The organism is Streptomyces sp. NPDC001443, assembly GCF_053597355.1.
The window spans coordinates 208,330-232,095 of record NZ_JBSFIA010000006.1 but is presented as its reverse complement, the minus strand read 5'-3'; the positions used below and the strand labels follow the sequence as shown (position 1 = coordinate 232,095).

The following is a 23,766-nucleotide window of genomic DNA, read 5'->3' as shown; positions in this document are numbered from 1 at the left end:
GCCCGCGCGCGTCGTGCTCAGCCGGTGTGGACCCGGGGGCGCCGGTCGCGGTCCGGTTCCGCCTCGCGCAGCACCTCACGGGTGACCGGGGCGACCTCGCCCTGGCCGAAGAGGAAGAAGCGCAGGAAGTTGGCGAACGGGTTGCCCTCGGTCCACTCGAAGTAGATGTGCGGGGTGCGGCCGGTGGCGTCCCGCACGTGCAGCAGCAGCGCGGCCAGTGCGTTGGGGATGGAGGCGGACTCCAGGGTCAGGACCCGGTAGCGGTTGTGCAGCACCTCGCCGCGCACGATCAGGCCCGCCTCGAACTCGGACGGGTCGGTGACCGTGACCTCGACGAAGACGAAGTCCTCCTGGCCGGGGATGTCGTTGTCCTGGAGGATCTGCTCGATCTTGTCGCGGTACTCGGCCTTGTCCCGTCGGTCGGGCTCGTTGGCGATGAACCGGATCTTCCGGCTGGCCATGTCCCTGACGAAGCGGTCCGCCAGGTCGTCCAGCGTCACGCTGGTCACGCGCAGCTCGAAGGCGCGCGCCAGCCGGGACAGCAGCGAGACGAGCATGATGCCGACGATGAAGCAGGCACCGATCTTGACGCCGTCCGGACGCTCGATGACGTTGACGACCGTCGTGTACAGGAACACCGCCGAGATGACCGCGAACCCGATGGTCCAGTTGCGCTGGCCCGCCTTGCGCGCGGCGATGGTCACGGCGATCGCCGCGGAACTGATGAGCACCAGCACACCGGTGGCGTACGCGCCGCCCTGGGCGTCGACGTTCGCGTCGAAGATCCAGGTGACCAGGAAGCCGATCAGGGTGAAGACGATGACCATGGGGCGCACCGCGCGGGCCCAGTGCGGAGCCATGCCGTAGCGGGGCAGGTAGCGCGGCATCAGGTTCAGCAGGCCGGCCATGGCGGAGGCGCCGGCGAACCACAGGATGCAGATGGTCGAGACGTCGTAGACCGTGCCGAAGGCGTTGCCCAGGTACTCGTGCGCGATGTACGCCAGGGCGCGCCCGTTGGCCTGGCCGCCCGGCTGGAACTCCTTCTCCGGGATCAGCAGGGTGGTGATGAAGCTGGTGCAGATCAGGAAGCAGCTCATGATCAGGGCGGCGGTGGTGAGCAGCTTCTTGGTGTCCCGGATCCGTCCGGCCGGCCGTTCCTCCGTGTCGTCCGGGTCGCCCTCGACGTGCGGCATCACGGCCACGCCGGTCTCGAAGCCGGAGAGGCCGAGCGCGAGCTTGGGGAACACCAGCAGGGCCACGCCGACCATGGCGAAGACGTTGCCGTGCTCGGCGGTCAGGGCGGTGGTCCAGTCGGTGACCACGTGTCCGGCGGTGGCCACGTGGTAGAGGCCGCTGATCACGACGACGACGTTCAGGGCGAGGTAGATGCCCACCAGGACGACGGCGACGCCGATCGCCTCCAGGAAGCCCTTGAGGAACACCGCGCCGAGCAGCGCCAGCAGGAACAGGGTGATCACCATCTGCTTGTCGTGCAGGGCGCTGTTCAGATGCGGATTCTCGACCAGGTGGGTGGAGGCGTCCGCCGCCGACAGGGTGATGGTGATCAGGAAGTCGGTGGCCGCGAACCCGAGCAGGGTCAGCACGAAGAGCTTGCCCTGCCAGAACGACAGCAGTTTCTCCAGCATCGCGACCGAGCCCTGGCCGCGGGGGCTCTCCTCGGCCACCCGCCGGTACACGGGCAGCGCGCCCGCCAGGGTGACGATCACCAGGACGATGGTCGCGACGGGTGACAGCAGCCCGGCCGCGAGAGCCGCGATGCCGGGCTGGTAGCCGAGGGTCGAGAAGTAGTCGACACCGGTCAGGCACATCACACGCCACCAGCGCTGGCCCTTGTGCGCGGGCTCCGGCTGGGCGTGGGGCCCCTGGTGGCCGCCGCCCTTGCCCATGTCGGACAGGCCCTCCAGCATCCAGGCGCGCAGGCGGCTGGGCGGGGGGTGTTCGGTCGTGGCCATGGGTGTGCTCCTGGGGTGCGGCCCGGCGTGTGGTGTCGGCCATCACGCGGACGGCCGCACCAGCGTATGCAGAGCGTGACGCCAGGGCCCACGGATCTCGGGGTGGAGGGCGTCAATTCTCCGTTAAGACTGACCGGGCGGACCCGGGTGCGCACCAGGAAGACGCCCGTACGGCAGCCGGGGACCGCTCGGACCGTGCGGCGACGGGAACCGGACGACGTCCGCCGTCGGACACCCTGGGTGACGGGAGAGCCGATGACACACGGCGGCGGGACGTCTTGTCCGCCTCCCGTAGCCGCCCTACAGTCCGCTCCGTAATGTTCGTCGAAGAAGTCGAAAGTTTCGAACTGCTTCCCGCGGAGGAGCTGACGCGCATGGTGATTCGGACGTACGACAACCCCGTGATCCCCGGCTTCCACCCCGACCCGAGCGTCTGCCGGGTCGGGGCGGACTACTACCTGGTCTGTTCAAGCTTCGAGTACGTGCCGGGCGTCCCGCTCTTCCACAGCCGCGACCTGGTGCACTGGCGGCAGATCGGGAACGTGCTCGACCGGCCGGGGCAGTTGGCGATACCGCCGGACGCCCCCGCGTCCGCCGGCATCTACGCCCCGACCCTGCGGCACCACGACGGCCGGTTCCACGTCATCACCACCCTCGTCGGTGGCGGGGGTACCTTCCTCGTGCACAGCGAGCGGCCCGAGGGGCCGTGGTCCGATCCGGTCTGGATCGACCTGCCCGGCATCGATCCCGACCTCGCCTGGGACGACGACGGCTCCTGCTGGTGCGCCCTGGCCGGGGTCCGGGTGGCCCGCATCGACCCGGTGACCGGCAAGGTGCTCGAAGGGCCGTTGCCCGTCTGGTCCGGGACGGGGATGCGGGATCCGGAGGCCCCGCACCTGTACCGGATCGGCGGCTGGTGGTACCTGCTGCTGGCGGAGGGCGGCACGGCCCTGGGCCACAGCGTCAGCGTGGCCCGCGCCAGGTCCCCGCGCGGGCCGTTCGAGCCGGCGCCGGACAACCCTGTGCTCACCCATCGCGGCACGGACCTGCCCGTCCAGTGCACCGGTCACGCCGACCTGGTCGAGGCGGCCGACGGCACCTGGTGGATGGTGCTGCTGGGCACCCGTCCCGGCGGCTTCTTCCCGGAGTTCCACGTGCTCGGGCGGGAGACCTTCCTGGTGCCGGTGGAGTGGGCGGACGGCTGGCCGCGGGTGGGGCCGGTCGCCGGGCGGCACCCGGCGCCCGCCGCCTGGCACCCGCTCCCGCCGGAGCCGGTGCGCGACGACTTCGACGCCCCGGCCCTGGCGCCGTGCTGGATCTCCCCGCGTGCCAGGCCGGACGGGTCCTGGTCGCTGACCCGGCGGCCGGGCTCGCTGACGCTGACCGCGACCGGCGACAGCCTGGACCGACCCGGGCACACCTTCGTCGGCCGCAGACAGCAGTACCCCGACAGCCGGACGGCGGTCCGGCTGGACGCGGACCGGGGGCGGGCCGGAATCTCCGTCCGCCTGGACGAGGCCCACCACTACGACCTGGAGGTGTACGACGGCACGGTGGGCGTCCACGCCAGGATCGGCCCGCTGCGGCAGTGCGTCGCACGGCACGCCGTGCCGCCGGGACCGCTCACCCTGACCGTCGAGACCCGCACCGACGGCGTCCTGCCGCCCACGGTCACGGCCGTCGGCCAGGAAGCGCCCGGAGTCAGGGCCGGCGGCCCCGACACGATCGCCTTCTCCGTCGAGAGTTCCGAAGGCGTCCTGCGGCTCGCCGCACTCGACGGCCGCTATCTGTCCACGCAGGTCGCCGGGGGCTTCACCGGACGGGTGATCGGGATGTACGTCACCGAGGGCAGCGCCGCGTACGACTGGTTCGACCACGGTCCGCGCCCCGTGGAGCCCGGCGCCGGACCGCGCTGATCCCAACTGCCAAGCACTCCAAGGGGCTTGGCGGCGGATTCGCCGTGTACAAGGGGTTGCCACCCGTCCGAGGCTGTCTCTAGGGTGCGGCAGCAGCGAAGGTTTCCGGATCTACTACGAAACTTTCGGAACCTCGGACGGACAGGGCGAGCCGTCCCGTACCCAAGGAGCGCATCATGGGCGACCCGGCACTGTCCCGCCGCGGCTTCCTGGCGGTCTCCGCCGCGGCCGGTCTGGGCATGACGGCACTCAGCGGCTGTGGCGGCGACTCGGACGGAGGGTCGTCGGGGACGACCACGATCGAGTGGTGGAACATCTCCACGACCCAGCCCACCAAGGACGTCTGGGCAGGCCTCGCCAAGAAGTTCGAGGCGCAGAACCCCAAGGTGAAGATAAAGATCGTCCAGCTGGAGAACGACGCCTACAAGTCGAAGATGACGGCGCTGATCGCCTCCGGGAAGCTGCCGGACATCTTCCACACCTGGGGCGGCGGCGTCCTCCAGCAGCAGGTCGACGCGGGGCTCGTCGAGGACCTCACCGACAGCACCAAGGCCTGGGCCGAAGGACTGCTGCCGGTCGCGAAGCAGCCGTACCTGATCGACGACAAGACGTACGGCATCCCGTTCGACATCGGCATGATCGGCTTCTGGTACAACAAGGCGCTGTTCAAGCAGGCCGGCGTCAGCGCGCCCCCGACCACCTGGAGCGGCTTCCTCGACGCCGTGCGCAAGCTGAAGTCCGCCGGTGTCACCCCGCTCGCCCTCGCGGGCAAGGAGAAGTGGCCCGGCATGTACTACTGGGCGTACCTGGCGATGCGCACCGCGGGCGTCGACGCCCTGCGCAAGGCCGCGGACGACAAGGACTTCACCGGGGCCGGGTTCGTGCAGGCGGGCGGGCACCTGAAGGAACTCGTCGACCTCCAGCCGTTCCAGAAGGGCTTCCTCGGCGCCGCCTACTCCACCCCCACCGGCCAGGCCGCCACGGTCGGCAACGGCAAGGCGGCGATGGAGCTCATGGGCCAGTGGGCCCCTGTCGTCGAGGCCGACGCGGGCAAGGGCCTCGGCGCCGACCTCGGGTTCTTCCCGTTCCCCGCGGTCGAGGGCGGCCGGGGCTCGATCACCGAGGTGTTCGGCGGAGGCGGCGGCCACGCGCTGCGCAAGGGCGCCCCGCAGGCCGCCGTCGACTTCCTCAAGTTCTTCGCCTCCCAGGCCACCGACCAGGAACTGGTCAAGAAGACCGGCGTCCTGCCGGTGGTCCCGGCCGCCGAGAGCTCCCTGACCGACCCCAACCTCACCGCCGTACAGGCCCAGTTGAAGGCTGCCACCGGCTTCCAGCTCTACCTCGACCAGGCCTACGCGCCCGCCGTCGGCCAGGAGATCAACGACAGCGTGGCCGCGCTGATCGCCGGCTCCAAGTCCCCCGAGCAGGTCACGCAGTCGGTCACGAAGACCGCGAAGGAAGAGCAGTAGCCCGCGATGACCTCGACCTTCCTTCCGGACCGGCGGTCGGGCCCGGACCTCGCCCTCCCGCCCCCGGCCGCGTCCGTGGCCCGGGGGCGGGCCCGGCGGCGCCTGCTGAACTGGCTCACCGCCGTCGGCTTCCAGCTCCCCGCGCTGGTGCTGTTCATCGGCCTGGTCCTGCTGCCGATGCTGTTCGCGCTGTACGCGGCCTTCTTCCGCTGGGGCGGCTTCGGGATGCCCTCCGACTACGCGGGCACGGACAACTTCACCCGCCTCTTCGAGGACCCGGTCTTCCTGGGCGACCTGTGGCGCTGCCTGCTCCTGGTCGGCCTGTCGCTGCTGGTCCAGCTGCCCTTCGCGCTCGCCATGGCGGTGCTGCTCAACCAGCGGCTGCGCGGCCGGGCCGTCTACCGGATGCTGTTCTTCGCGCCGTACGTCCTGTCCGAGGCCATCACCGGCGTGCTGTTCAGCATGATCTTCGCGCCGGCCGACGGACTCGCCGACCACGTCCTGGGCGCCGTCGGACTCGACGGTCTGGGCGGCGAGTGGTTCGCCGACCCCTCCTGGGTCCTGGCCACCCTCTTCCTGGTCATGACCTGGAAGTACTTCGGCTTCCACATGATGCTCTACCTGGCCGGACTCCAGTCCGTCCCGGCCGAGTTGATCGAGGCGGCGCTGATCGACGGCGCCGGGCCCTGGCAGCGCTTCCGCAACGTCACCCTGCCGCTGCTGGCCCCCACCCTGCGCATCAGCGTCTTCCTGTCCGTCATCGGGGCGATCCAGTTGTTCGACCTGGTGTGGGTGGTCACCCAGGGCGGCCCCGACCACCATTCCGAGACGATGGCCGTGACCATGTTCCAGTACGGCTTCAAGCGCTACCAGGTCGGCTACGCCAGCGCGATCAGCGTGGTCATGTTCGGCATCTGCCTCGTCTTCGCCCTCGCCTACCAGCGGTTCGTGCTCCGCCGCGACCTGGAAGGCGCCACCACGACGATGAGGGGGAACGGCAAGTGACCCGCAAGACCCCGCGCACCCTGCCGCTGCACCTGGTCCTCCTGTTCGTCGGCGTGGTCATGGTCGTACCCCTGGTGTACGCCGCCCTGTCCGGCTTCAAGTCCACCGACGAGCTCTCCCGCAACCCCTTCGGGCTGCCCGACCGGTGGCGGACCGGGAACTACACCGACATCCTGCGCTCCGGCGACTTCTGGCGGCTGCTCGGCAACAGCACACTGATCGCGGTGGCGACGACCGTGCTGGTGGTCGCGGTGTCCGCGCTCGCGGCCTTCTCCTTCGCCCGGTTCGCCTTCCGCGGGCGGGAGACGCTGTTCACCCTCTTCACCCTGGGGCTGATGTTCCCCTTCGCGGTGGCGGCCCTGCCGCTGTTCCTGCTGCTGCGCTCGATGGACCTGCTGGACAACCCGCTCGGGGTGATCCTGCCGCAGGCCGCCTACGGACTGCCGATGACGATCATCATCCTGCGCGGCTTCTTCCGGCAGATCCCCGGCGAGCTGGAGGAGGCCGCCACCCTCGACGGATGCAGCCCCTTCGGCTTCTTCTGGCGCATCCTGCTGCCCATGGCGCGCCCGGCGCTGGGCACGGTCTCGGTCCTCGCCGTGGTCACCAGCTGGAACAACTTCTTCCTGCCGCTGCTGGTGTTCACCGACGGCACCTGGTGGACCCTGCCCATCGGCGTCCAGCAGTTCCAGGGCCAGTACTCGGCGGAGTACGCCCGTGTCTTCGCCTACCTCGTCCTCGCCATGGTGCCCGCCCTGGCCTTCTACTCCGTCGCCGAGCGCCAGCTCGTCGGCGGCCTCACCGCCGGCGCGACGAAGGGATGACCCGCGCCCGCGGACGTACGGCTCACTCTGCCCCCGGCTCCCGGCTCCGGCCGAGCCAGGGGGACCCGTCCCCGACCGTGAGGAGTCGCACCATGAGCACCACCGGATCAGTGAGCACCACCGGATCAGTGAGCACCACCGGATCAGTGAGCACCACCGGATCAGGGAGTGCCACCGGATCGGCGAGCGCCACGGGCGCCTTACCCGGCGTCCGTCCGTCCCGCGCCCGCCTCGGACTCGCCGGCGCCCTCGCCGCGATGCTGGTGGCGGCGGGTGTCGTCGCCGGCCCGGCCGCCCGGGCAGGCGAGGGACACGACGGCAACGGCCGGCACGCGGGGCGGTCCACCCTCGCCGACCTCGCCCGGAGCCACGGCCGCTACTTCGGCAGCGCCACCGACAACCCCGAACTCACCGACACCGCCTACACCGCGGTCCTCGGCAGCGAGTTCGACATGATCACCCCGGGCAACGGCATGAAGTGGTACGCCACCGAGCCCCGGCAGGGCGTCTTCGACTGGACCGCGGGCGACCAGATCGTGAACCTCGCCCGCGCCCACCACCAGAAGGTTCGTGCCCACACCCTGGTCTGGCACAGCCAGTTGCCCGACTGGCTCACCGGTCGGGCGTGGAGCGCCGACGACCTGCGGGCCGTGCTGAAGAACCACATCCTCACCGAGGCCCGCCACTACCGGGGCAAGGTCTACTCCTGGGACGTCGTCAACGAGGCGTTCAACGAGGACGGCACCTACCGCGAGACGGTCTTCTACAAGACGCTCGGTCCCGGCTACATCGCCGACGCGCTGCGCTGGGCCCACCAGGCCGATCCGCACGCCAAGCTCTACCTCAACGACTACAACATCGAGGCGACCGGCCCGAAGAGCGACGCCTACTACCGGCTGGCCCGGGAACTGAAGGCACAGGGAGTCCCGCTCGACGGCATCGGCCTCCAGGCCCATCTCGCCCTCCAGTACGGCTATCCGGCCACCCTGGAGGAGAATCTGCGCCGGTTCTCCCGGCTCGGTCTGGACACCGCGCTGACCGAGGTCGACGTACGGATGCTGCTGCCCGCCACCGAGGAGAAGCTGGCCGAACAGGCCGACTGGTACCGGGACATGACCCGGGCGTGCCTGGCGGTGCGCCGGTGCGTGGGCATCACGGTCTGGGACTGGACCGACAAGTACTCCTGGATCCCGGCGTTCTTCGAGGGGCAGGGCGCAGCGCTGCCGTGGGACGAACAACTCCGGCCCAAGCCTGCGTATTTCGCGCTGCGGGACGCTCTGCGGTGACGCGGCCCGGGTACCCGGGCACGGCGCGGGGGCGGGCACCGGTGGCGGCTCCGCCTCCGGACCACTACGGTGAGTGAACACCCTCGGACATGCGTCGGGGCCGGTTCGCAGGAAGTCCGCGGTCCGGCCCCTCATGTCCTCCCGGCGTCGCGCGGCGCCGCCGGGGTGTGTGTCCCTGCGGGCCCTAGGCGGCCGTCACGACCCGGCCGGACTCCAGCGGGCGGTGCGGCGCGATGATCTGGCCGTCGGGCAGGAGCTCACCGGTGTCCTCGAAGAGGAGGACGCCGTTGCACAGCAGGCTCCATCCCTGCTCCGGGTGGTGCGCCATCAGGCGGGCGGATTCCCGGTCGGCGGAGTCGGCTGTCGGGCACGGTGGCTGGTGCTGGCACATGGGCGGGATCTCTGTCTCTGTCGTGGTCATGTCCGTCCCCCGTGACGATAAGTCGGTCGGAACCCAGTGTTGCCCTACGGGCGTCAATCCGCAGGGATTTCGGTGCACCGCTTCTCACAGGTTCATGACGCGTCGCTCGGGCGGACGGTTCATTCCGACCGAGTGGTCCCTTCGGGGGGTTCACCGTGGTCAGGCAGGGCTAGTCACTGCGCGGACATACGCGCCCCGCCGCCGGAAGGGCATTCCGGCGGCGGGGCGCGAGAGGCGGATCCCGGAGGTCAGACCGGTTGGCTCAGCAGCGGTGCCGGTGTCGCCCGGTGGGTCAGGACCGGGAGCAGTTCGGCGACCCGGTGCGGGCGGTGGGCCGCGATGCCGGGCGGGGCGGGGGCCAGTGGAACCAGCAGGTCGGTGGCGGCGGGATGGCCCTCGGCGCCGTCCGCGGCGCAGTCGCCGTGCAGCCACAGGGTGAGCATGTACAGGCCGGGCACGGACAGCAGGCGTGCCTGGTAGGGCTGCTGCACCGACTCGGCCTGGCGCAGCGCCCGTTCGGTGGCGGCGATGTAGGGGCCCTCGAAGAAGTGCGAGAAGGCCCAGCCGTCAGGGGTGAGCCTGGTCTCCGCTGCGGCCACCGCGCGGTCGCCGCAGCGGATCAGGAACCGCCAGCCGGCCAGCCTCGTCCCGGACATGCCTTCGGGGGTGATCCGGTCCAGTACATGTACGGGCAGCGGGAGTTCGGGTGTCGCGGGTCCCTGGGCCGCGCGCAGGGAGGGAGTCTGCGCCTCTTGGACGGCGGTGGGGGAACCGAGTGCCGTGAGGACGGAGCGAAGGGCGGGCGCGGGAGCCGGGGGCACATGCAGCGGCATGGTGGGTCGCCTCTCATTCGACAGGCATGGTGGCACGAGGGCGGGGCGGTGCGGGGCGGACGGCGCTGTCAGCTCTCGAGGGGTCGGAGAGGCAGGGGCCGGGGTCTGTGAACCGGGAGTGTGGGTGTGCCTGCCGTTCGTCACCTCGACGACAGGTTCCTTCGACCGTGGGCGCCTGACCTTCTCCGCCTTGTTCGCGAAGTTTATACGACGAGTGTTCATCCTGTGATTCGTCTAGCCGTTTCCCGCGGTTTCGGCAAGGGTTCATTCAGCCTGCGGTACGCGGTAATCATCCCGATTCCGAGCCTGCTGCGAGGCGATGACCTCGGCTTATGCCGATGCGGCGGTCGGCCAATTGTCGTCGGCGTTTTTCACGAGACGCGCGGGGTACCCGAAAGTGCGTACTGTTTTATGCCTCGTGAATGTGCCGCCGGTCACGTCCGACCAATGTAGCGGCTGTCCGGCCCAGTGGGGGCGTTATCGATCGGCTTCGCTGGGCATCATCCCACCTGACCCCGGACAGCGGCGGCCCGGAACCCGAGAGCCGCCCCGACGAGGAGGGACGCTTCCATGGGGGAGAAGGTCGTGGCAGGTCGGTTCGATCTGTCCGATCGCCAGCGCTACCGTGACAAGCTCCGGCGGTGTCTGGCGGGGCTGGAGCGGCTTCTGGCGGAGAAGCGGTTCGATCGCCCGAAGAACCTCATGGGGCTGGAGATCGAGCTGAATCTCCTCGGGGCCGACGGCATGCCGAGAATGCTCAATGGGCAGGTGCTCGAACGGATCGCGAGCCGCGATTTCCAAACAGAACTCGCCATGTTCAATCTGGAAGTCAACATTGCCCCACACCGGCTGGGCGGGCGGGTATTCGACCGGCTCGCGGAGGAACTTCGTACGTCTCTGGCATATGCCGATCGGAAAGCGGGCGAACTCGACGCCGGAATCGTGATGATCGGTATTCTGCCGACCCTCGACCGGGACGACCTGGTGTCCTCCAACCTGTCCGCCGTCGACCGTTACACCCTGCTCAACGATCAGATCGTGGCCGCCCGGGGCGAGGATTTCGCGCTCGACATCGAGGGGGTCGAGCGACTGACCTGCACATCCAAGTCGATCGTCCCCGAGGCCGCCTGCACCTCCGTGCAGCTGCATCTCCAGGTCACCCCGGGCCGGTTCGCCGACGTGTGGAACGCCGCGCAGGCGGTCGCCGCCGCACAGATCGCCGTCGGCGCCAACTCGCCCTTCCTGTTCGGCCGTGAGCTGTGGCGCGAGTCGAGGCCCCCGCTGTTCCAGCAGTCCACCGACACCCGTCCGCCCGAGTTGCAGGCGCAGGGGGTGCGGCCGCGGACCTGGTTCGGCGAGCGGTGGATCTCCTCGGCGTTCGACCTGTTCGAGGAGAACCTGCGCTACTTCCCGTCGCTGCTGCCCATCTGCTCCGACGAGGACCCGCTCGACGTCCTGGACGCGGGCGGCATCCCGCAGCTGGGCGAACTCGTCCTGCACAACGGCACGGTGTACCGCTGGAACCGTCCGGTCTACGGCATCGCCGACGGCTTCCCCCATCTGCGGGTGGAGAACCGGGTGCTGCCGGCCGGCCCCACCGTCACGGACGTCCTGGCCAACGCGGCCTTCTACTACGGCGTCGTGCGCGCGCTGGCCGAGGACTCGCGGCCGGTGTGGACCCGGCTGCCGTTCGAGGCGGCCGCCGCCAACTTCGACGCCGCGTGCCGGTACGGCATCGACGCCCGCCTCGAATGGCCGCGGCGCGGGCGGTTGGGCGGTACGACGCAGGTGGACGCCGTCGGCCTCGTGCGCGACGAACTGCTGCCGCTGGCCGAGGCCGGCCTCGACGCGTGGGGTGTCGATCCCGCCGACCGCGATCTCTACCTGGGCGTGATCGAGGAGCGTTGCCGACGGCGGACCAACGGCGCGTCCTGGCAGGCCGCCACCTTCCACCGGGCCCTGGAGACGGGGCTGTCCCGGGACGCCGCGCTCGCCGCGACCACCCGGCGGTACCGCGAGCTGACCCTGCTCGGCGAACCGGTGCACAGCTGGCCGGTGGGACTGCCGGAGCCGGTGCCGCTGGGCTGACGGGCCGGCCGACTCCGCCCTCCGTCATCCGCCTTCGGGCCCGGGCCGCGTACGCGTGGTCCGGGCCCGTACGCGTGCGCCGAGCTCTGCACGCGTGCGCCGAGCTCCGTACGTATGCGCCGAGCCCCGTACGCATGGGCCGGACCCCGTACGCATGCGCCGAGCTCTGCATGCATGCGCCGAGCCCCGTACGCGTGGGCCGGACCCCGTACCGATCGGCGCGGCGGGCGTCCGCGCGGGGGGTCGGCCGCGACCGCTCCGGGTCGATCGGGCAAGCTGTGACGACCGTCGACAGGAGGCAGGTGTGCACGTGGAGGCAGGCTCGGTGGCCGACGCATATCCGGCGGAGCGGCCCTCGCGGCGGACGCTCCGGGACGAGACGCTGCTCGTGCTGGCGCTGTCGCTGGGCGCGAGCGCGCTGGCGGCACTGATCAGCTTCGTCGGCTCGGTCACCAAACCGGGGGGACTGAAGGACCAGGCGGCCACCCTCAACGCCTCGGCCGCGCCGGGCCGGCCCTGGCTGGACCTCGCCTGGCAGCTCTTCGGGATCGCCACGGCCCTGGTGCCGGTGGCCCTGGTCGCCCACTTCCTGCTCCGGGAGGGCGAGCACCTGCGCACTCTCGGCTTCGACCGCACCCGGCCCTGGCCCGACCTGGGCCGTGGCGCGGGCGTCGCGGCGGTGATCGGCAGCGCCGGGATCGCCTTCTACCTGGCCGCGCGCGGCCTCGGCTTCAACCTCACGGTGGTGCCGGAGGCGCTGCCCGACGTGTGGTGGAAGTTCCCGGTACTGATCCTCTCGGCGATGCAGAACGCGATCCTGGAAGAGGTCATCGTCGTCGGCTATCTGCTGCGCCGGCTGGGGCAGTTGGGCTGGACGCCGGGCAGCGCGCTGGTGGCCAGCGCCGTACTGCGCGGCTCGTACCACCTCTACCAGGGCATCGGCGGATTCATCGGCAACATGGTGATGGGCGTGGTGTTCGTCTGGCTCTACCGCCGCTGGGGCCGGGTGGGCCCGCTGGTGGTGGCGCACTCCCTGCTCGACATCGGCGCGTTCGTCGGTTACGCCCTGCTGGCGGGCAAGGTGGGGTGGCTGCCGACGGCCTGAGCGGCCACCCCGGCCCCGCCGGACTCACCAGGCGAGCAGCTCGCCCTCGATGACGGTGACCGCGCGACCGCCGAGCAGGGTGCGCCCGCCGCGTACCTCGGTACGGACCCGACCCGTGCGGGGCGAGGCCTGGAGGCCGGTGAGCGCCGCCCGGCCGAGGCGCTCGGACCAGTACGGCGCCAGCGCGGTGTGGGCGCTGCCGGTGACGGGGTCCTCGTCGATGCCGACGTTCGGGAAGAAGCAGCGGGAGACGTAGTCGTAGCCCAGGGCGGGGTTCTCGGCGCGGGCGGTGGCGATGATGCCGCGGCGGGAGTGGGCGCCGAGCGCCTTGTGGTCCGGCCGCAGGGCGTGCACGGTCTTCTCGTCGGGGAGTTCGACCAGCAGGTCGCCGATGTGCGGGCCGGTGTCGAAGGCGGTGAGCGGTTCGGCGCCGAGCGCCTGCGCGACGCCGTCCGGCAGGGCGACCGGGGTGAGCGGCGCGGTCGGGAAGTCCAGGGTGAACGAACCGTCCTCGGCGGGCGTGGCGACGAGGACACCGCTGCGGGTGGCGAACCGTACCGGGCCGGTGTGGGCGCCCGTGGTGTGCAGGACGTGGGCCGTGGCCAGGGTGGCGTGGCCGCACATGTCGACCTCGGTGAGCGGGGTGAACCAGCGCAGCGCCCAGTCCGCCTCGCCGCCCGGCGGCAGCGGGTGGGCGAAGGCCGTCTCCGCGTGGTTGACCTCCAGCGCCACGTTCTGGAGGCGCCCGTCGTCGGGGAAGGAATCGAGGAGGAGCACGCCGGCCGGGTTGCCGGCGAAGGGGCGGTCGGTGAAGGCGTCGACGATACGAATACGCATGTCACGAAGGTAGTTGGCCGCGTGTTGCCGCGGCCAAGGCCAATCCGTACCGACTGGACCGATGCGGGCGGGCGGTGCGGGGCGGGGTGACGCCGCGCACCGCGGTGGCTCAGGCCGGATGCAGCACGGCCGTGGCGATCTCGCGCACCCGGTCCCGGGTGATCCCGTTGCGCTGTTCGACGGCGAGCGGGTGGTCGGTGGGCTCCAGTTCGATGACGTGGTGCTCGCCGACCGGCCGTGTGTGGGCGTTGGTCTTCAGGTCGGTGGTGCTCTCGGGGTAGAACGAGAGATCGGTGCTGAGCCAGCCGAAGTAGGGCTGCTCGCTCTCGCGGCCCGGAGTGTTCCACAGCTCCACGGCGCGGGTGAAGTTCTCCCTGCTCAGCGAGACCCAGACCCCCCAGCTGAAGACGTCTTCGCTGCCGATCACCGGTATCTCGATCAGGCCCTTGACGAAGAAGTGCGACCCCCGGATCACGCACCGGTCGGACGTCAGCAGGGAGTCGGGATCGGTCTCGAAGGCGGGGCCCCAGACGTCGGGCGCCGTGGCCGAGTAGCTCAGGGGGGATTCGGCGTGGTGCTCGTCGCAGCAGGAGCACGTGAATCCGGTGGTGATGGACATGGCGGGAGCCTAGCGCCGCGGCACACCAGCAGTCCCGCAGTGCACAACAGTCCCAGAACACAGCAACAGTCCCAGGGGAAGCGGTAGTTCCATGGTGCGGCAGCAGTCCCATCGCGAAAGGGGGCTTGTCGGCGACAGTCTTCCGATATATCGTTGAGGCATCGCGACAGATCAAAGACTGAATGGAGTGATGGCGATGCGTTCCTACGGATTCGAGCGTGGACATCGACAGGACGACCCCTCCTGGCGCGGCCGGGGCGGTTTCGAGGGGCGGCGCGCGGCTTTCGGGCCGTTCGGCCCCGGTGGGCCGGGCTTCGGTCCCGGCGGCCCCGGCTTCGGTCCGGGCGGCGGGCCCTGGGGCGGGCGGGGGCGCGGCGGGCCCAGGGGGAGGGCCCGGCGAGGTGACGTACGGGCATCCATCCTGGCGCTGCTCAAGGACCGGCCCATGCACGGCTACGAGATGATCCAGGAGATCGCCGAGCGCAGCGGCGGGGCGTGGAAGCCCAGTCCCGGCTCGGTGTACCCCACCCTCCAACTGCTGGAGGACGAAGGCCTGATCGTCAGTGAGACCGAGGGCGGCAAGAAGCTGTTCGCGCTCACCGAGCAGGGCCGCGAGGCCGCGGAGGAGGGTGCCGACGCGCCCTGGGAAGAGGCTTCGCGCGGAGTCGACTGGGAGGCTCTCAGCGAGATCCGCCAAGCCGGCTTCGGTCTGATGGAAGCCTTCGGGCAGGTCTGGAAGACCGGCAGCAAGGAGCAGCGCGAGAAGGCGCTGACGGTGATCAACGAGGCCCGCAAGAAGCTGTATCTGATCCTCGCCGACGAGCACTGACGGCGAGGCGGGCGGCAGGACTGGTGACAGAACGACGACCCGGGCGCCCGGCGGACCGCTCCGCCGGGCGCCCGTGCACGCGTGTCCTCAGGTCACCAGCCCGGTCAGCTTGCGCAACGACTCGTCGAGCGCCGCCGTCGCCGAGTCCTTGAGCTTGCCCGCCATCAGCGAGACGGCGGCACCCGTGAACTCGCCGTCCATGCGCAGGGTGGTGGCGTCGCCGTCGGGCGTGAGCGTGTAGCGGGTGGCGACGGTCACCGCCATCGGTCCCTTGCCGCGGATGGCGAGGACCCGGGCCGGTTCCAGTTCCTCGACGGTCCACTCGACCTCCGCCGGGAAGCCCATGAGCTTCATGTTCTCCTGGAACGTGGCGCCCACTTCGAGCGTCTCGGGGCCGCCCTCGGGGAAGCTCGTGTGGGTCGCGTTCCACTCGCCGTAGGCGGACCAGTCCGTGAGCCGCGCCCACACCTTCTCCGCGGAGGCCTGGATACGTGCCTCCGCGCTGACTTCGGCCATGCGACCACCTCTTCGTGTCGGGCTGTGGTGTCGCGGAACGTAGCCCCAGGGCCCCGAACATTCAATACTGATGAGCCGTCAGGAAGTGTGCGGGCGGGCTCCGTCAAGGGCGCGAGGCGAGGCGGCGCGCGTCGTCGTGGGGCGAACGGCGTGATCTCATCCCTGAGGAGGAGATTTCGGCCCGCTTCGTCCACTCTGCGTGGGACGCCGAAATGCTTCGCGCCGGGGATGCCCGGACCCGCCGGGGCTGATGAGCTGGGACCTGTGCAACCCCGAATTCCCCGGCAGTCCCCCGGCGACCAGGTCGTCCGCGTCGGCGACCGGGACATCCGCGCCGGTGGCGAGGCCGGGCTCGGTGCCGAGCTCGCGGCGGTGGTCGCCGGTGCCCGGCGCAGGGCGCTGCGGGGCGGGGACCGTCACATCGACACCGCCCATCTGCTGCACTCGGTGCTGGAGTGCGACCCCGAGGCGCGCGCCGTCTTCGGCGAGGGGCCGCGGCTCGCCCGGCTGCTCGGCTATCTCGTCCAGCGCAGCATCGGATACGGCCTGCGCTGGCAGGAGGGGGCCGAGGACTCCGCCCCGCCCCGGCCGGTGAGGCCGCGGGTGGCGGTCGAAGGGCTCTCGCCGCTGGCCGCCGGTGCCGTGGAGCACGCCTGGGCGCGTGCCAGGACGCGCGGCGGCGAGCCGCCCCGCTGCGTCGACCTCCTCGCGGCGATCCTCGTCGACCCTCGGGCCCGGGCCGTCGAGGTGCTGGTCCGTGCCGGGCTCGACCCGCGCGAGATCACCGCCCGCATCGACGGCGGCCCGGAGAGCCACGGCGGCCCGGAGAGCCACGGCGGCCCGGAGAGCCACGGAAGTGCGGCGAACCACGGAAGTGCGGCGAGTCGCGGAGGTGTCGAGGAGGACCGGTGACGGCGGGTGCTCCATAGGCGCGGGCCGTGGGCGCACGGGCCGTGGGCGCGTCCAGCCGGTGAGACAGGTGTCATGGAGGGTGACGCTCATGTCATTGCCTGCAATCATGTGCCGGTGCATATGACAGACAGCAGTCCGACCGGTCACGGCAAGGGCGCCGGGCTGGGGCTCGCCGTCGCCTCGGCGCTGGCCTTCGGCGGCTCCGGAGTCGCGGCCAAGCCGCTGATCGAGGCAGGTCTCGACCCGCTTCACGTGGTGTGGCTCAGGGTCGCCGGAGCGGCCCTGGTGATGGTGCCGCTCGCGGTGCGCCACCGTGCGCTCGTGCGCCGCCGCCCCGCGCTGCTCGCCGGGTTCGGGCTGCTCGCCGTGGCCGGTGTCCAGGCCTGCTACTTCGCCGCGCTCTCCCGGATACCCGTCGGGGTCGCGCTGTTGGTCGAGTACCTCGCGCCCGCCCTGGTGCTCGGCTGGGTGCGGTTCGTGCAGCGGCGGCCGGTGACCCGCGCCGCGGCGGTCGGGGTGGTCCTCGCGGCCGGCGGCCTGGCCTGTGTCGTCGAGGTGTGGTCGGGGCTGAGCTTCGACGCGCTCGGACTGCTGCTCGCGCTCGGCGCCGCCTGCTGCCAGGTCGGTTACTTCGTCCTGGCCGACCAGGGCAGCGACTCCGCGGACGACGCCCCCGACCCGCTCGGCGTGATCGCCTACGGCCTCCTCGGCGGCGCCGCCGTGCTGACCGTGGTGGCCCGGCCCTGGACCATGGACTGGTCCGTTCTCACGCACACCGCGCGGATGGACGGCACCCCGGTCGCGGCCTGGGTGCTGCTGGCCTGGATCGTGCTCGTCGCCACGGTGGTCGCGTACATCACCGGTGTCCTGTCCGTGCGCCGGCTCTCCCCGCAGGTCGCCGGTGTCGTGGCCTGTCTGGAAGCCGTCGTCGCGACCGTCCTGGCCTGGGTGCTGCTCGGCGAGCACCTGTCCGCCCCGCAGCTTGTGGGTGGCGCGCTGGTGCTGGTCGGCGCGTTCATCGCGCAGTCGTCGACGCCCGCCAAGGCAGCCGCGGAGCCGGTGGCGGGAAGCCTGCCCGAACGGGAAGCGTCCGTCCCCGAACCGGTGGCGTGACGTGCGGACCAAGCCTTCGGACGCACGCGTTCTTTCGCCTCCGGCCGCCTGAGACGGGCCCTCCGTCGATCCGCCCCGGCCTGCCGTCGGGCCGAACGGTGCTGCCCGCAGCCGAAGTCCCCGGACCCCCGAGTCGGGGTCCATTCCCGAACTTCCGCGCACGGTCGCTGCGCGTCTGCGGAGAGAACGCATGTCCACAGCTGTCTCCGGCCTGCCCGTCGGGCGAGGCCTGCTCTATCTGATCGTCGCCGGTTTCGCCTGGGGCACGGCCGGCGCGGCCGCCTCACTGGTCTACCGCTCCAGTGACCTGGGCGCCGTGTCCCTGTCCTTCTGGCGCTGCGCCGTCGGGCTCGTCCTGCTGCTCGCCGCCCGTCGGCTGCGCCCGCGGCGGCCCGCCCGCACCGCCGTGGCCGCGGCCCTGCCCCTGCGGCAGAAGGCGCTGCGCGCCGGGGCCACCGGGCTGGGGCTCGCGGTCTTCCAGACCACGTACTTCGCGGCCGTCTCCGCGACCGGTCTCGCCGTCGCCACGGTCGTCACCCTCGGCGCCGGACCGGTCCTCATCGCGCTCGGCGCGCGGCTGACCATGGGGGAGCGGCTCGGCCGCGCCGGGCTCGCCGCCGTCGCGGGGGCGCTCACCGGGCTCGCCGTGCTCGTGGCCTGGGGCGGGGACACGACCGTGCGCCCGGCGGGTGTGCTCCTCGCGCTGGTCTCGGCCGCCGGATACAGCGCGATGACCCTGTTCACCCGCTGGTGGGGCCGCGACGGCGGAGCGGACGCGGCCGGTACGTCGGTGGGCGCGTTCGTGGTCACCAGCCTGTGCCTGCTGCCGTTCGCGCTGGCCCAGGGGCTGGTCCCGCACACCGCCGAACCGTTGCGGACCCTGTGGCTGGTGGTGTACATCGCGGCCGTCCCCACGGCCCTCGCGTACGCCCTGTACTTCGCGGGCGCGGCCGTCGTGCGCTCCGCGACGGTGTCCGTGATCATGCTCCTGGAGCCGGTCGGCGCGGCGGTCCTCGCCGTCTCCCTGCTCGGCGAACGCCTCACCCCCGCGACCGTCGTCGGCACCCTGCTGATGCTGGGCTCGGTCACCGGGCTGGCCCTGGCGGAGGCCCGCGGCGCCCCCGCACCGGCCACGGCCTGAGGGGCGCGCGACCGGCGTACACGGCCACGGCCCGAGGGGCGCGCAAACCGGCGTCGGACGCGGGTCCTGCCGGCGAGCGGTCGCCCGCCGACCGGCCCCCGGGGTGTCAGTCCGCGCCTCTGCGCAGCAGGTGTGTCAGGGCCGCCGCGTCGCCGGGACCGTCGCGGTCCGCGAGCCGGGTCGCGATCCGCTCCCGGACCGCGCCGGTGTGCTTGCCCGCGTACTTGAACTTCGCGCGCACGCCCGTCACCTCCAGCCGGATCCCCCGGATACCGGACAGCAGACGGCCGTACGGTTCCGTGCCGACCGCCGCCGGTGCGGAGCCGCCCTCGGGCTGGAAGTGGCCCAGCTGCCGGTTCAGCAGTTCGGCCTTGTCGGCCGGATCGTCCACGACGTGGGCCGTGCAGCGGAGCTGGACGGCCGCGTAGAAGCTCGTCGGCGTGCCGTGCTCGGCGGGGCCGTCCGCCGCCGCCTGCCAGGGGCCGGGAACGAAGACGTAGTCGTCGACGACGCTCAGCACCACCTGGGGGTCCGTCTCCAGCGCCTCCCACAGCGGGTTGGGACGGGCCAGGTGGGTGACGGCCTCGCCGCGGCCGGGGTCGTAGGCGAAGTGCAGGGGCTGGACGTGCGGGGGCTCGCCGGGCAGGCCGTTCACCGCGAGCTGGCCGAAGTCGTGGGTCGCCAGCCAGCCCTGCCACTCGGCGTCGTCGCGCGGCGCGTCCCACGGGTGGACCAGCATCACAGCCCCGCGAGGTAGTCGGGGACCGCGGTGCCGGGGGCCAGGGCGGGGTCGGCGAGCGGAGCGTCGTAGCCCTTGCGCAGCGGCACCACACCGGCCCAGTGCGGGAGGCCGAGGTCCTCGGGCTCGTCGTTCACCCCGCCGGTGCGCAGCTTGGCGGAGACCTCGTCGAGGTCCAGGCGGATCACGGCGGTGGCGGCCAGCTCCTTCTTGTTCGCGGGCCGGGAGTCGGCCGCGCGGCCCGTCACGACCTGATCGACGAGGGCGTCCAGGGCAAGCCGCTTCTCCTCGGGGTCGGTCACGTCGTGGGCGGTGCCGTGCACCACCACCGAGCGGTAGTTGATCGAGTGGTGGAACGCCGAGCGGGCCAGGATCAGCGCGTCGACATGGGTGACCGTCAGGCACACCGGCAGCCCCGGGTCGGCCTGTCCCGTCATCCGCAGCGGACGCGAGCCCGTGGAACCGTGCACGTACAGCCGCTCGCCGACCCGCGCGTAGAGAGTGGGCAGCACCACCGGCGCGCCGTCGCGGACGAAGCCGAGGTGGCAGACGTAGCCCTCGTCGAGTATCGCGTGCACGACCTCCGGGTCGTACGAGGCCCGGTCCGGGGAGCGGGTGGGGACCGTGCGGTCGGTCGGCTGGTAGGCGGCGGGCTGCGACGGTGTCTGCCGGGTCCCCTGCATGGCGCTCTCCATTGCACTAGTGCATAATTGGCTTTGTGCTAGGAGAATATCCGATCCAGGGTCGGCGTGCGGCGGAGATTTCGGCGAGCGTCGAGCGCGCGGTGAGCGACGGCTCGCTGCACCCCGGGCAACTGCTGCCACCCATGAGGGAGTTGGCGGAGGCGCTCGGGGTGAACCCGAACACCGTCGCGGCCGCCTACCGCACCCTGCGCGAGCGCGGGGTCATCGAGACCGCGGGGCGGCGGGGCAGCCGGGTGCGGGCCAAACCGGCCACCACCGGCCGGGAGCAGATCCGGGTGGAGGTCCCGGAGGGCGTGCGCGACCTGGCCGACGGCAACCCGGACCCGGCGCTGCTGCCGGCGCTCGCCCCGGCGTTCGGCGCGGCCGCCGCGCAGGGCGACCGGGAACCGGTCCTGTACGGCGCCGATCCCGTGGAGCCCGGGCTGGTGCGTATCGCGCGGGCCGACCTCGACGCCGACGGCGTGCCGGGCGGTCCGGTCGCCGTCGCCTCCGGCTCGCTGGACGCGGTGGAGCGGGTGCTCGTCGCGCACCTCAAGCCCGGCGACACGGTCGCCGTCGAGGACCCGGGCTGGGGCAGCCTGCTCGACCTGGTGCCGGCCCTCGGCCTGCGCACGGCTGCCGTCGCCGTCGACGACGAGGGGCCGGTCCCGGACGCCGTGCGCCGGGCCCTGGAGGCCGGGGCGCGCGCCCTGATCGTCACGGACCGGGCGCAGAACCCCACCGGTGCCGCGGTGAACGCCATTCGGGCGCGCGCCCTGCGGGCCGTGCTGCGCGAGCACCCCGACACCCTCCTGATCGAGGACGACCACGGGCACCGCATCGTCGACCTTCCCCTGCACCCGCTCGCCGGCACCACCCGCAACTGGGCCTTCGTCCGCTCGGTAGCCAAGGCCTACGGCCCCGACCTCAGGCTCGCGGTACTCACCGGGGACACCGTCACCCTCGACCGGGTCAGCGGACGCCAGCGGCTCGGTCCCGGCTGGGTCAGCCGGCTCGTCCAGCGGGCCGTGCTGCGGCTGTGGACCGACGGCGCGGTGGACGCGCCCGCGGTCGCGGCGGCGTACGGGCGACGGCGGGACGCGCTGATCGGCGCGCTCGCCGACCGGGGGATCGAGGCTCATGGGCGCAGCGGCATGAACGTCTGGATCCCGGTTCCGGACGAGACCGGCGCGGTCGCCCGGCTGCTGCACGCCGGCTGGGCGGTCGCGCCCGGCGCCCGGTTCCGGCTGGGCGCGCCCCCCGGCATCCGGATCACCGTCTCGACCCTGGCCGCGCACGAGACCGGTCCGCTCGCGGACGCGGTCGCCGCGGCGGTCGGCCCGGCTCCGGCCCGCCACCATGTCTGAACGGTCCGAACGGTCCGAACGGTCCGAACGCCCGCTGCAGTCGCCGACACGCAGGCCCCGGGGTGACACCCGGGGCGCCGGACGCCCGCCCAGAAACCGACCAGCCCCCGCGCCTCCCGTCCTACGACCTGCCGCGGACCTGGCTCAGCGCCGCGCCCGCCAGGACGACGACCGCGCCGACCGGGGTGGTCCAGGCCAGCGGCTCGCCGAGGATCGCGACACCCGCGGCCGTGGCGATGACCGGGATGAAGTACGTGACCATCTGGGCGGTGGTCGGACCGACCTCGGCCACCAGGCCGTGCTGGACGAGGACCGCGAACCCGGTGCCGAACGCGCCCAGGGCGGCGATCGCCAGCAGGGGCAGCAGCGCGAAGTGGGTCGGCAGGGTGGTGAACAGCGGTGTGACGACGGCCAGTTGCACGGTGGCCAGCAGGAGCTGGGCCCCGGTCAGGGACAGGTGGGAGACGCCGGAGCCGGTCAGCGTGCGACGGACGTGGATCCAGCCGACCGGGTAGCAGAGCGAGGCCAGCAGCGCCAGCGCGGTGCCCCTGGCGTCCAGGCCGTGGAATCCCTGCCAGGCGCCGAGCACGGTCAGCACGCCCAGGAAGCCCAGGCCGAGCCCGGCGACCCGGAGCCGGGTCGGCCGGTCCTCGGAGAGCGCGACCAGGGACAGGGCCATGCCCCACAGGGGTGAGGTGGCGTTGCAGATGCCCGCCAGCGTGGACGGGATCGTCAGCTCCGCGTAGGCGAAGAGGGAGAAGGGCAGCGCGTTGAGGAGGAAGGCGGCGACCGCCAGATGCGCCCAGGTCCGCCGGCCGCGCGGGAGCCGTTCGCCCTTGACGGCCATGGCCGCCGCGAGCACCGCGGTGCCGAACACCAGTCGGCCGAGGGTGACCTGGAAGGGTGCGTACCCGTCGGTACCCACTTTGATCAGCAGGAAGCTGAAGCCCCAGATCAGGGACAGGGCCGCGAAGCGCAGCCGCCAGTCCCGGACCCGGCGCGGGCGGTGGCCGGCGGGGGTGGCCGGAAGGGGCTCGTGGGTGGCGGCGACGGTGCTGACGGTGCTCATGCAGGCAACGATGGGGGAGCAGACGTCGTAGCACAATCGAGAATTCGCAAGCGTTATCTCGTAGTATCGCTTACATGTTGAACCTGGAGCGGCTGCGCACGCTCGACGCCCTCGCCCGGCACGGCTCGGTCAGCGGGGCGGCCGAGGGGCTGCACATCACCACGTCCGCCGTCTCGCAGCAGCTGGCCAAGCTGGAGCGGGAGGTCGGGCAGCGGCTGCTGGCCCGGCACGGCCGGGGCGTACGGCTGACGGACGCGGGCCGGCTGCTCGCCGACCACGCGGCCCGCATCCTGTCGCAGGTGCAGCTCGCCCAGTCCGACCTGGAGGCGCAGCGCGGACAGGTCGTCGGCGAACTCGGGCTGTCGGCCTTCCCGACCGCCGCCCGGGGACTGTTCCCCACCGCGCTCTCCGCCCTGCGCGCCGAGCACCCGGCGCTGCGGATCCGCTCGTGCGAGCTGGAACCGGAGGCCGGGGTCACCGCCGTGATGCGCGGCGACCTCGACCTCGCGGTGGTGCTCGACTGGTACAACAAGTCGATCCCGCTGCCCGAGGGGCTGACGAAGGCACCCATCCTCGACGACCCCGCGGACGTCGCCCTGCCGGCCGGCCATCCGCTCGCCGGACGCGACGCGGTGGATCTCGCGGAGTTCGCCGAGGACGAGTGGATCACCTGGGGCGAGGGCGAGTTCTGCCACGAGTGGCTGATGTACACCCTGCGCTCGCAGGGCATCGAACCGATCGTCGGCCACCGGGCCGGCGAGACGCACACCCAACTCGTCCTGGTCGCGGCCGGACTGGGCGTGTGCGTCGCGCCCCTGCTCGGCCGCAGCCCGATGCCGCCCGGGGTCGTCACCGTCCCGCTCGCCCAGCCGGTGAGCCGTCACGTCTACGCCGTCTGGCGCACGGACGCCGACCGCCGCCCGTCGATCCGCGCGGCGGTACGGGCGCTGCGAGCGGCCGCGGAACAGGTCGGCTGAGCAAGCCGATCGAACGCATCGGCCGAACACACCGGCCGAACGTG

General features: G+C 72.0%; 22 protein-coding genes. 13 read left to right on the top strand and 9 right to left on the bottom strand.

All coding sequences use genetic code 11. From position 1 onward, the window contains the following. Positions 1-17: 17 nt before the first annotated feature. Positions 18-1,973, bottom strand: a complete 1,956-nt coding sequence (locus ACWC24_RS10200; RefSeq protein WP_450662372.1) for an amino acid transporter — start codon at positions 1,971-1,973, stop codon at positions 18-20. Positions 1,974-2,347: 374 nt separating this feature from the next. Between ACWC24_RS10200 and ACWC24_RS10195 the strand changes: the two genes are divergently transcribed. The 5 genes from ACWC24_RS10195 (at position 2,348) to ACWC24_RS10175 (ending at position 8,473) form a co-directional block, all read left to right on the top strand. After that, a complete protein-coding gene (locus tag ACWC24_RS10195; protein WP_450662371.1) occupies positions 2,348-3,889 on the top strand; it encodes a glycoside hydrolase family 43 protein in 1,542 nt (513 codons plus the stop codon). 176 nt (positions 3,890-4,065) lie between these two features. Further along, a complete protein-coding gene (locus tag ACWC24_RS10190; protein WP_450662370.1) occupies positions 4,066-5,358 on the top strand; it encodes an extracellular solute-binding protein in 1,293 nt (430 codons plus the stop codon). A gap of 6 nt (positions 5,359-5,364) precedes the next feature. Further along, positions 5,365-6,363, top strand: a complete 999-nt coding sequence (locus ACWC24_RS10185; protein WP_450662369.1) for a carbohydrate ABC transporter permease — start codon at positions 5,365-5,367, stop codon at positions 6,361-6,363. 59 nt (positions 6,364-6,422) lie between these two features. After that, entirely contained in the window at positions 6,423-7,187 is a 765-nt protein-coding gene (locus ACWC24_RS10180; RefSeq protein ID WP_450662399.1) for a carbohydrate ABC transporter permease, read from the top strand. A 257-nt stretch (positions 7,188-7,444) separates the two neighbouring features. Next, on the top strand, positions 7,445-8,473 hold the full coding sequence (locus ACWC24_RS10175) for an endo-1,4-beta-xylanase (protein ID WP_450662398.1): 1,029 nt from the start codon (positions 7,445-7,447) through the stop codon (positions 8,471-8,473). A 184-nt stretch (positions 8,474-8,657) separates the two neighbouring features. Here the strand turns inward: ACWC24_RS10175 and ACWC24_RS10170 are convergent, their stop codons facing one another. After that, a complete protein-coding gene (locus tag ACWC24_RS10170; protein WP_351608496.1) occupies positions 8,658-8,864 on the bottom strand; it encodes a DUF5999 family protein in 207 nt (68 codons plus the stop codon). 278 nt (positions 8,865-9,142) lie between these two features. After that, positions 9,143-9,727, bottom strand: coding sequence for a hypothetical protein (locus ACWC24_RS10165; protein WP_450662368.1), 585 nt, complete (start codon positions 9,725-9,727; stop codon positions 9,143-9,145). A gap of 570 nt (positions 9,728-10,297) precedes the next feature. Here ACWC24_RS10165 and ACWC24_RS10160 point away from each other — a divergent pair. Then, positions 10,298-11,815, top strand: a complete 1,518-nt coding sequence (locus tag ACWC24_RS10160; protein WP_450662367.1) for a glutamate-cysteine ligase family protein — start codon at positions 10,298-10,300, stop codon at positions 11,813-11,815. Positions 11,816-12,119: 304 nt separating this feature from the next. Further along, a complete protein-coding gene (locus ACWC24_RS10155) occupies positions 12,120-12,920 on the top strand; it encodes a CPBP family intramembrane glutamic endopeptidase (protein ID WP_450662366.1) in 801 nt (266 codons plus the stop codon). Between the two features lie 24 nt (positions 12,921-12,944). Here the strand turns inward: ACWC24_RS10155 and ACWC24_RS10150 are convergent, their stop codons facing one another. Together ACWC24_RS10150 and ACWC24_RS10145 are read right to left on the bottom strand one after the other, a co-directional pair. Further along, positions 12,945-13,757 (bottom strand): PhzF family phenazine biosynthesis protein, encoded by an 813-nt coding sequence (locus ACWC24_RS10150; protein ID WP_450662365.1) that lies wholly within the window; start codon positions 13,755-13,757, stop codon positions 12,945-12,947. A 109-nt stretch (positions 13,758-13,866) separates the two neighbouring features. Then, positions 13,867-14,376, bottom strand: a complete 510-nt coding sequence (locus ACWC24_RS10145) for a DUF2199 domain-containing protein (protein WP_450662364.1) — start codon at positions 14,374-14,376, stop codon at positions 13,867-13,869. A gap of 196 nt (positions 14,377-14,572) precedes the next feature. On the opposite strand from ACWC24_RS10145, the gene ACWC24_RS10140 reads away from it, so the two are divergent. Continuing rightward, positions 14,573-15,205, top strand: coding sequence for a PadR family transcriptional regulator (locus ACWC24_RS10140; RefSeq protein WP_450662363.1), 633 nt, complete (start codon positions 14,573-14,575; stop codon positions 15,203-15,205). Between the two features lie 87 nt (positions 15,206-15,292). Here ACWC24_RS10140 and ACWC24_RS10135 read toward each other — a convergent pair whose 3' ends face one another. After that, entirely contained in the window at positions 15,293-15,721 is a 429-nt protein-coding gene (locus ACWC24_RS10135) for a type II toxin-antitoxin system Rv0910 family toxin (protein ID WP_450662362.1), read from the bottom strand. 264 nt (positions 15,722-15,985) lie between these two features. Here ACWC24_RS10135 and ACWC24_RS10130 point away from each other — a divergent pair, with 264 nt between their 5' ends. The 3 genes from ACWC24_RS10130 (at position 15,986) to ACWC24_RS10120 (ending at position 18,887) form a co-directional block, all read left to right on the top strand. Beyond that, a complete protein-coding gene (locus ACWC24_RS10130) occupies positions 15,986-16,633 on the top strand; it encodes a Clp protease N-terminal domain-containing protein (RefSeq protein WP_450662361.1) in 648 nt (215 codons plus the stop codon). A gap of 108 nt (positions 16,634-16,741) precedes the next feature. Beyond that, positions 16,742-17,746, top strand: a complete 1,005-nt coding sequence (locus tag ACWC24_RS10125) for an EamA family transporter (protein ID WP_450662397.1) — start codon at positions 16,742-16,744, stop codon at positions 17,744-17,746. A 190-nt stretch (positions 17,747-17,936) separates the two neighbouring features. Next, positions 17,937-18,887, top strand: a complete 951-nt coding sequence (locus ACWC24_RS10120) for a DMT family transporter (protein WP_450662360.1) — start codon at positions 17,937-17,939, stop codon at positions 18,885-18,887. A gap of 106 nt (positions 18,888-18,993) precedes the next feature. Here the strand turns inward: ACWC24_RS10120 and ACWC24_RS10115 are convergent, their stop codons facing one another. Together ACWC24_RS10115 and ACWC24_RS10110 are read right to left on the bottom strand one after the other, a co-directional pair. After that, a complete protein-coding gene (locus ACWC24_RS10115; RefSeq protein WP_450662359.1) occupies positions 18,994-19,626 on the bottom strand; it encodes an FMN-binding negative transcriptional regulator in 633 nt (210 codons plus the stop codon). Continuing rightward, positions 19,626-20,309: a pyridoxamine 5'-phosphate oxidase family protein gene (locus ACWC24_RS10110; protein WP_450662396.1), complete on the bottom strand. Its 684-nt coding sequence runs from the start codon at positions 20,307-20,309 to the stop codon at positions 19,626-19,628. Before ACWC24_RS10110 ends, ACWC24_RS10115 begins: the two co-directional genes overlap by 1 nt. A gap of 35 nt (positions 20,310-20,344) precedes the next feature. Here ACWC24_RS10110 and ACWC24_RS10105 point away from each other — a divergent pair, with 35 nt between their 5' ends. Next, positions 20,345-21,676, top strand: coding sequence for an aminotransferase class I/II-fold pyridoxal phosphate-dependent enzyme (locus ACWC24_RS10105; protein WP_450662358.1), 1,332 nt, complete (start codon positions 20,345-20,347; stop codon positions 21,674-21,676). 121 nt (positions 21,677-21,797) lie between these two features. On the opposite strand, the gene ACWC24_RS10100 is transcribed toward ACWC24_RS10105, so the two are convergent. Next, the gene (locus ACWC24_RS10100; protein ID WP_450662357.1) at positions 21,798-22,745 is read right to left on the bottom strand and encodes a DMT family transporter; all 948 of its coding nucleotides are present in this window, start codon (positions 22,743-22,745) and stop codon (positions 21,798-21,800) included. 74 nt (positions 22,746-22,819) lie between these two features. Between ACWC24_RS10100 and ACWC24_RS10095 the strand changes: the two genes are divergently transcribed. Further along, a complete protein-coding gene (locus ACWC24_RS10095) occupies positions 22,820-23,722 on the top strand; it encodes a LysR family transcriptional regulator (RefSeq protein ID WP_450662356.1) in 903 nt (300 codons plus the stop codon). Positions 23,723-23,766: the final 44 nt, after the last annotated feature.

Excerpts from the sequence above, each read along its gene's own strand:
- ACWC24_RS10200 (WP_450662372.1), bottom strand. The coding sequence starts at position 1,973 with ATGGCCACGACCGAACACCCCCCGCCCAGCCGCCTGCGCGCCTGGATG.
- ACWC24_RS10195 (WP_450662371.1), top strand. The coding sequence starts at position 2,348 with ATGGTGATTCGGACGTACGACAACCCCGTGATCCCCGGCTTCCACCCC.
- ACWC24_RS10190 (WP_450662370.1), top strand. The coding sequence starts at position 4,066 with ATGGGCGACCCGGCACTGTCCCGCCGCGGCTTCCTGGCGGTCTCCGCC.
- ACWC24_RS10185 (WP_450662369.1), top strand. The coding sequence starts at position 5,365 with ATGACCTCGACCTTCCTTCCGGACCGGCGGTCGGGCCCGGACCTCGCC.
- ACWC24_RS10180 (WP_450662399.1), top strand. The coding sequence starts at position 6,423 with ATGGTCGTACCCCTGGTGTACGCCGCCCTGTCCGGCTTCAAGTCCACC.
- ACWC24_RS10175 (WP_450662398.1), top strand. The coding sequence starts at position 7,445 with ATGCTGGTGGCGGCGGGTGTCGTCGCCGGCCCGGCCGCCCGGGCAGGC.
- ACWC24_RS10170 (WP_351608496.1), bottom strand. The coding sequence starts at position 8,864 with ATGTGCCAGCACCAGCCACCGTGCCCGACAGCCGACTCCGCCGACCGG.
- ACWC24_RS10165 (WP_450662368.1), bottom strand. The coding sequence starts at position 9,727 with ATGCCGCTGCATGTGCCCCCGGCTCCCGCGCCCGCCCTTCGCTCCGTC.
- ACWC24_RS10160 (WP_450662367.1), top strand. The coding sequence starts at position 10,298 with ATGGGGGAGAAGGTCGTGGCAGGTCGGTTCGATCTGTCCGATCGCCAG.
- ACWC24_RS10150 (WP_450662365.1), bottom strand. The coding sequence starts at position 13,757 with ATGCGTATTCGTATCGTCGACGCCTTCACCGACCGCCCCTTCGCCGGC.
- ACWC24_RS10145 (WP_450662364.1), bottom strand. The coding sequence starts at position 14,376 with ATGTCCATCACCACCGGATTCACGTGCTCCTGCTGCGACGAGCACCAC.
- ACWC24_RS10140 (WP_450662363.1), top strand. The coding sequence starts at position 14,573 with ATGCGTTCCTACGGATTCGAGCGTGGACATCGACAGGACGACCCCTCC.
- ACWC24_RS10135 (WP_450662362.1), bottom strand. The coding sequence starts at position 15,721 with ATGGCCGAAGTCAGCGCGGAGGCACGTATCCAGGCCTCCGCGGAGAAG.
- ACWC24_RS10120 (WP_450662360.1), top strand. The coding sequence starts at position 17,937 with ATGTCCACAGCTGTCTCCGGCCTGCCCGTCGGGCGAGGCCTGCTCTAT.
- ACWC24_RS10115 (WP_450662359.1), bottom strand. The coding sequence starts at position 19,626 with ATGCTGGTCCACCCGTGGGACGCGCCGCGCGACGACGCCGAGTGGCAG.
- ACWC24_RS10110 (WP_450662396.1), bottom strand. The coding sequence starts at position 20,309 with ATGCAGGGGACCCGGCAGACACCGTCGCAGCCCGCCGCCTACCAGCCG.
- ACWC24_RS10100 (WP_450662357.1), bottom strand. The coding sequence starts at position 22,745 with ATGAGCACCGTCAGCACCGTCGCCGCCACCCACGAGCCCCTTCCGGCC.
- ACWC24_RS10095 (WP_450662356.1), top strand. The coding sequence starts at position 22,820 with ATGTTGAACCTGGAGCGGCTGCGCACGCTCGACGCCCTCGCCCGGCAC.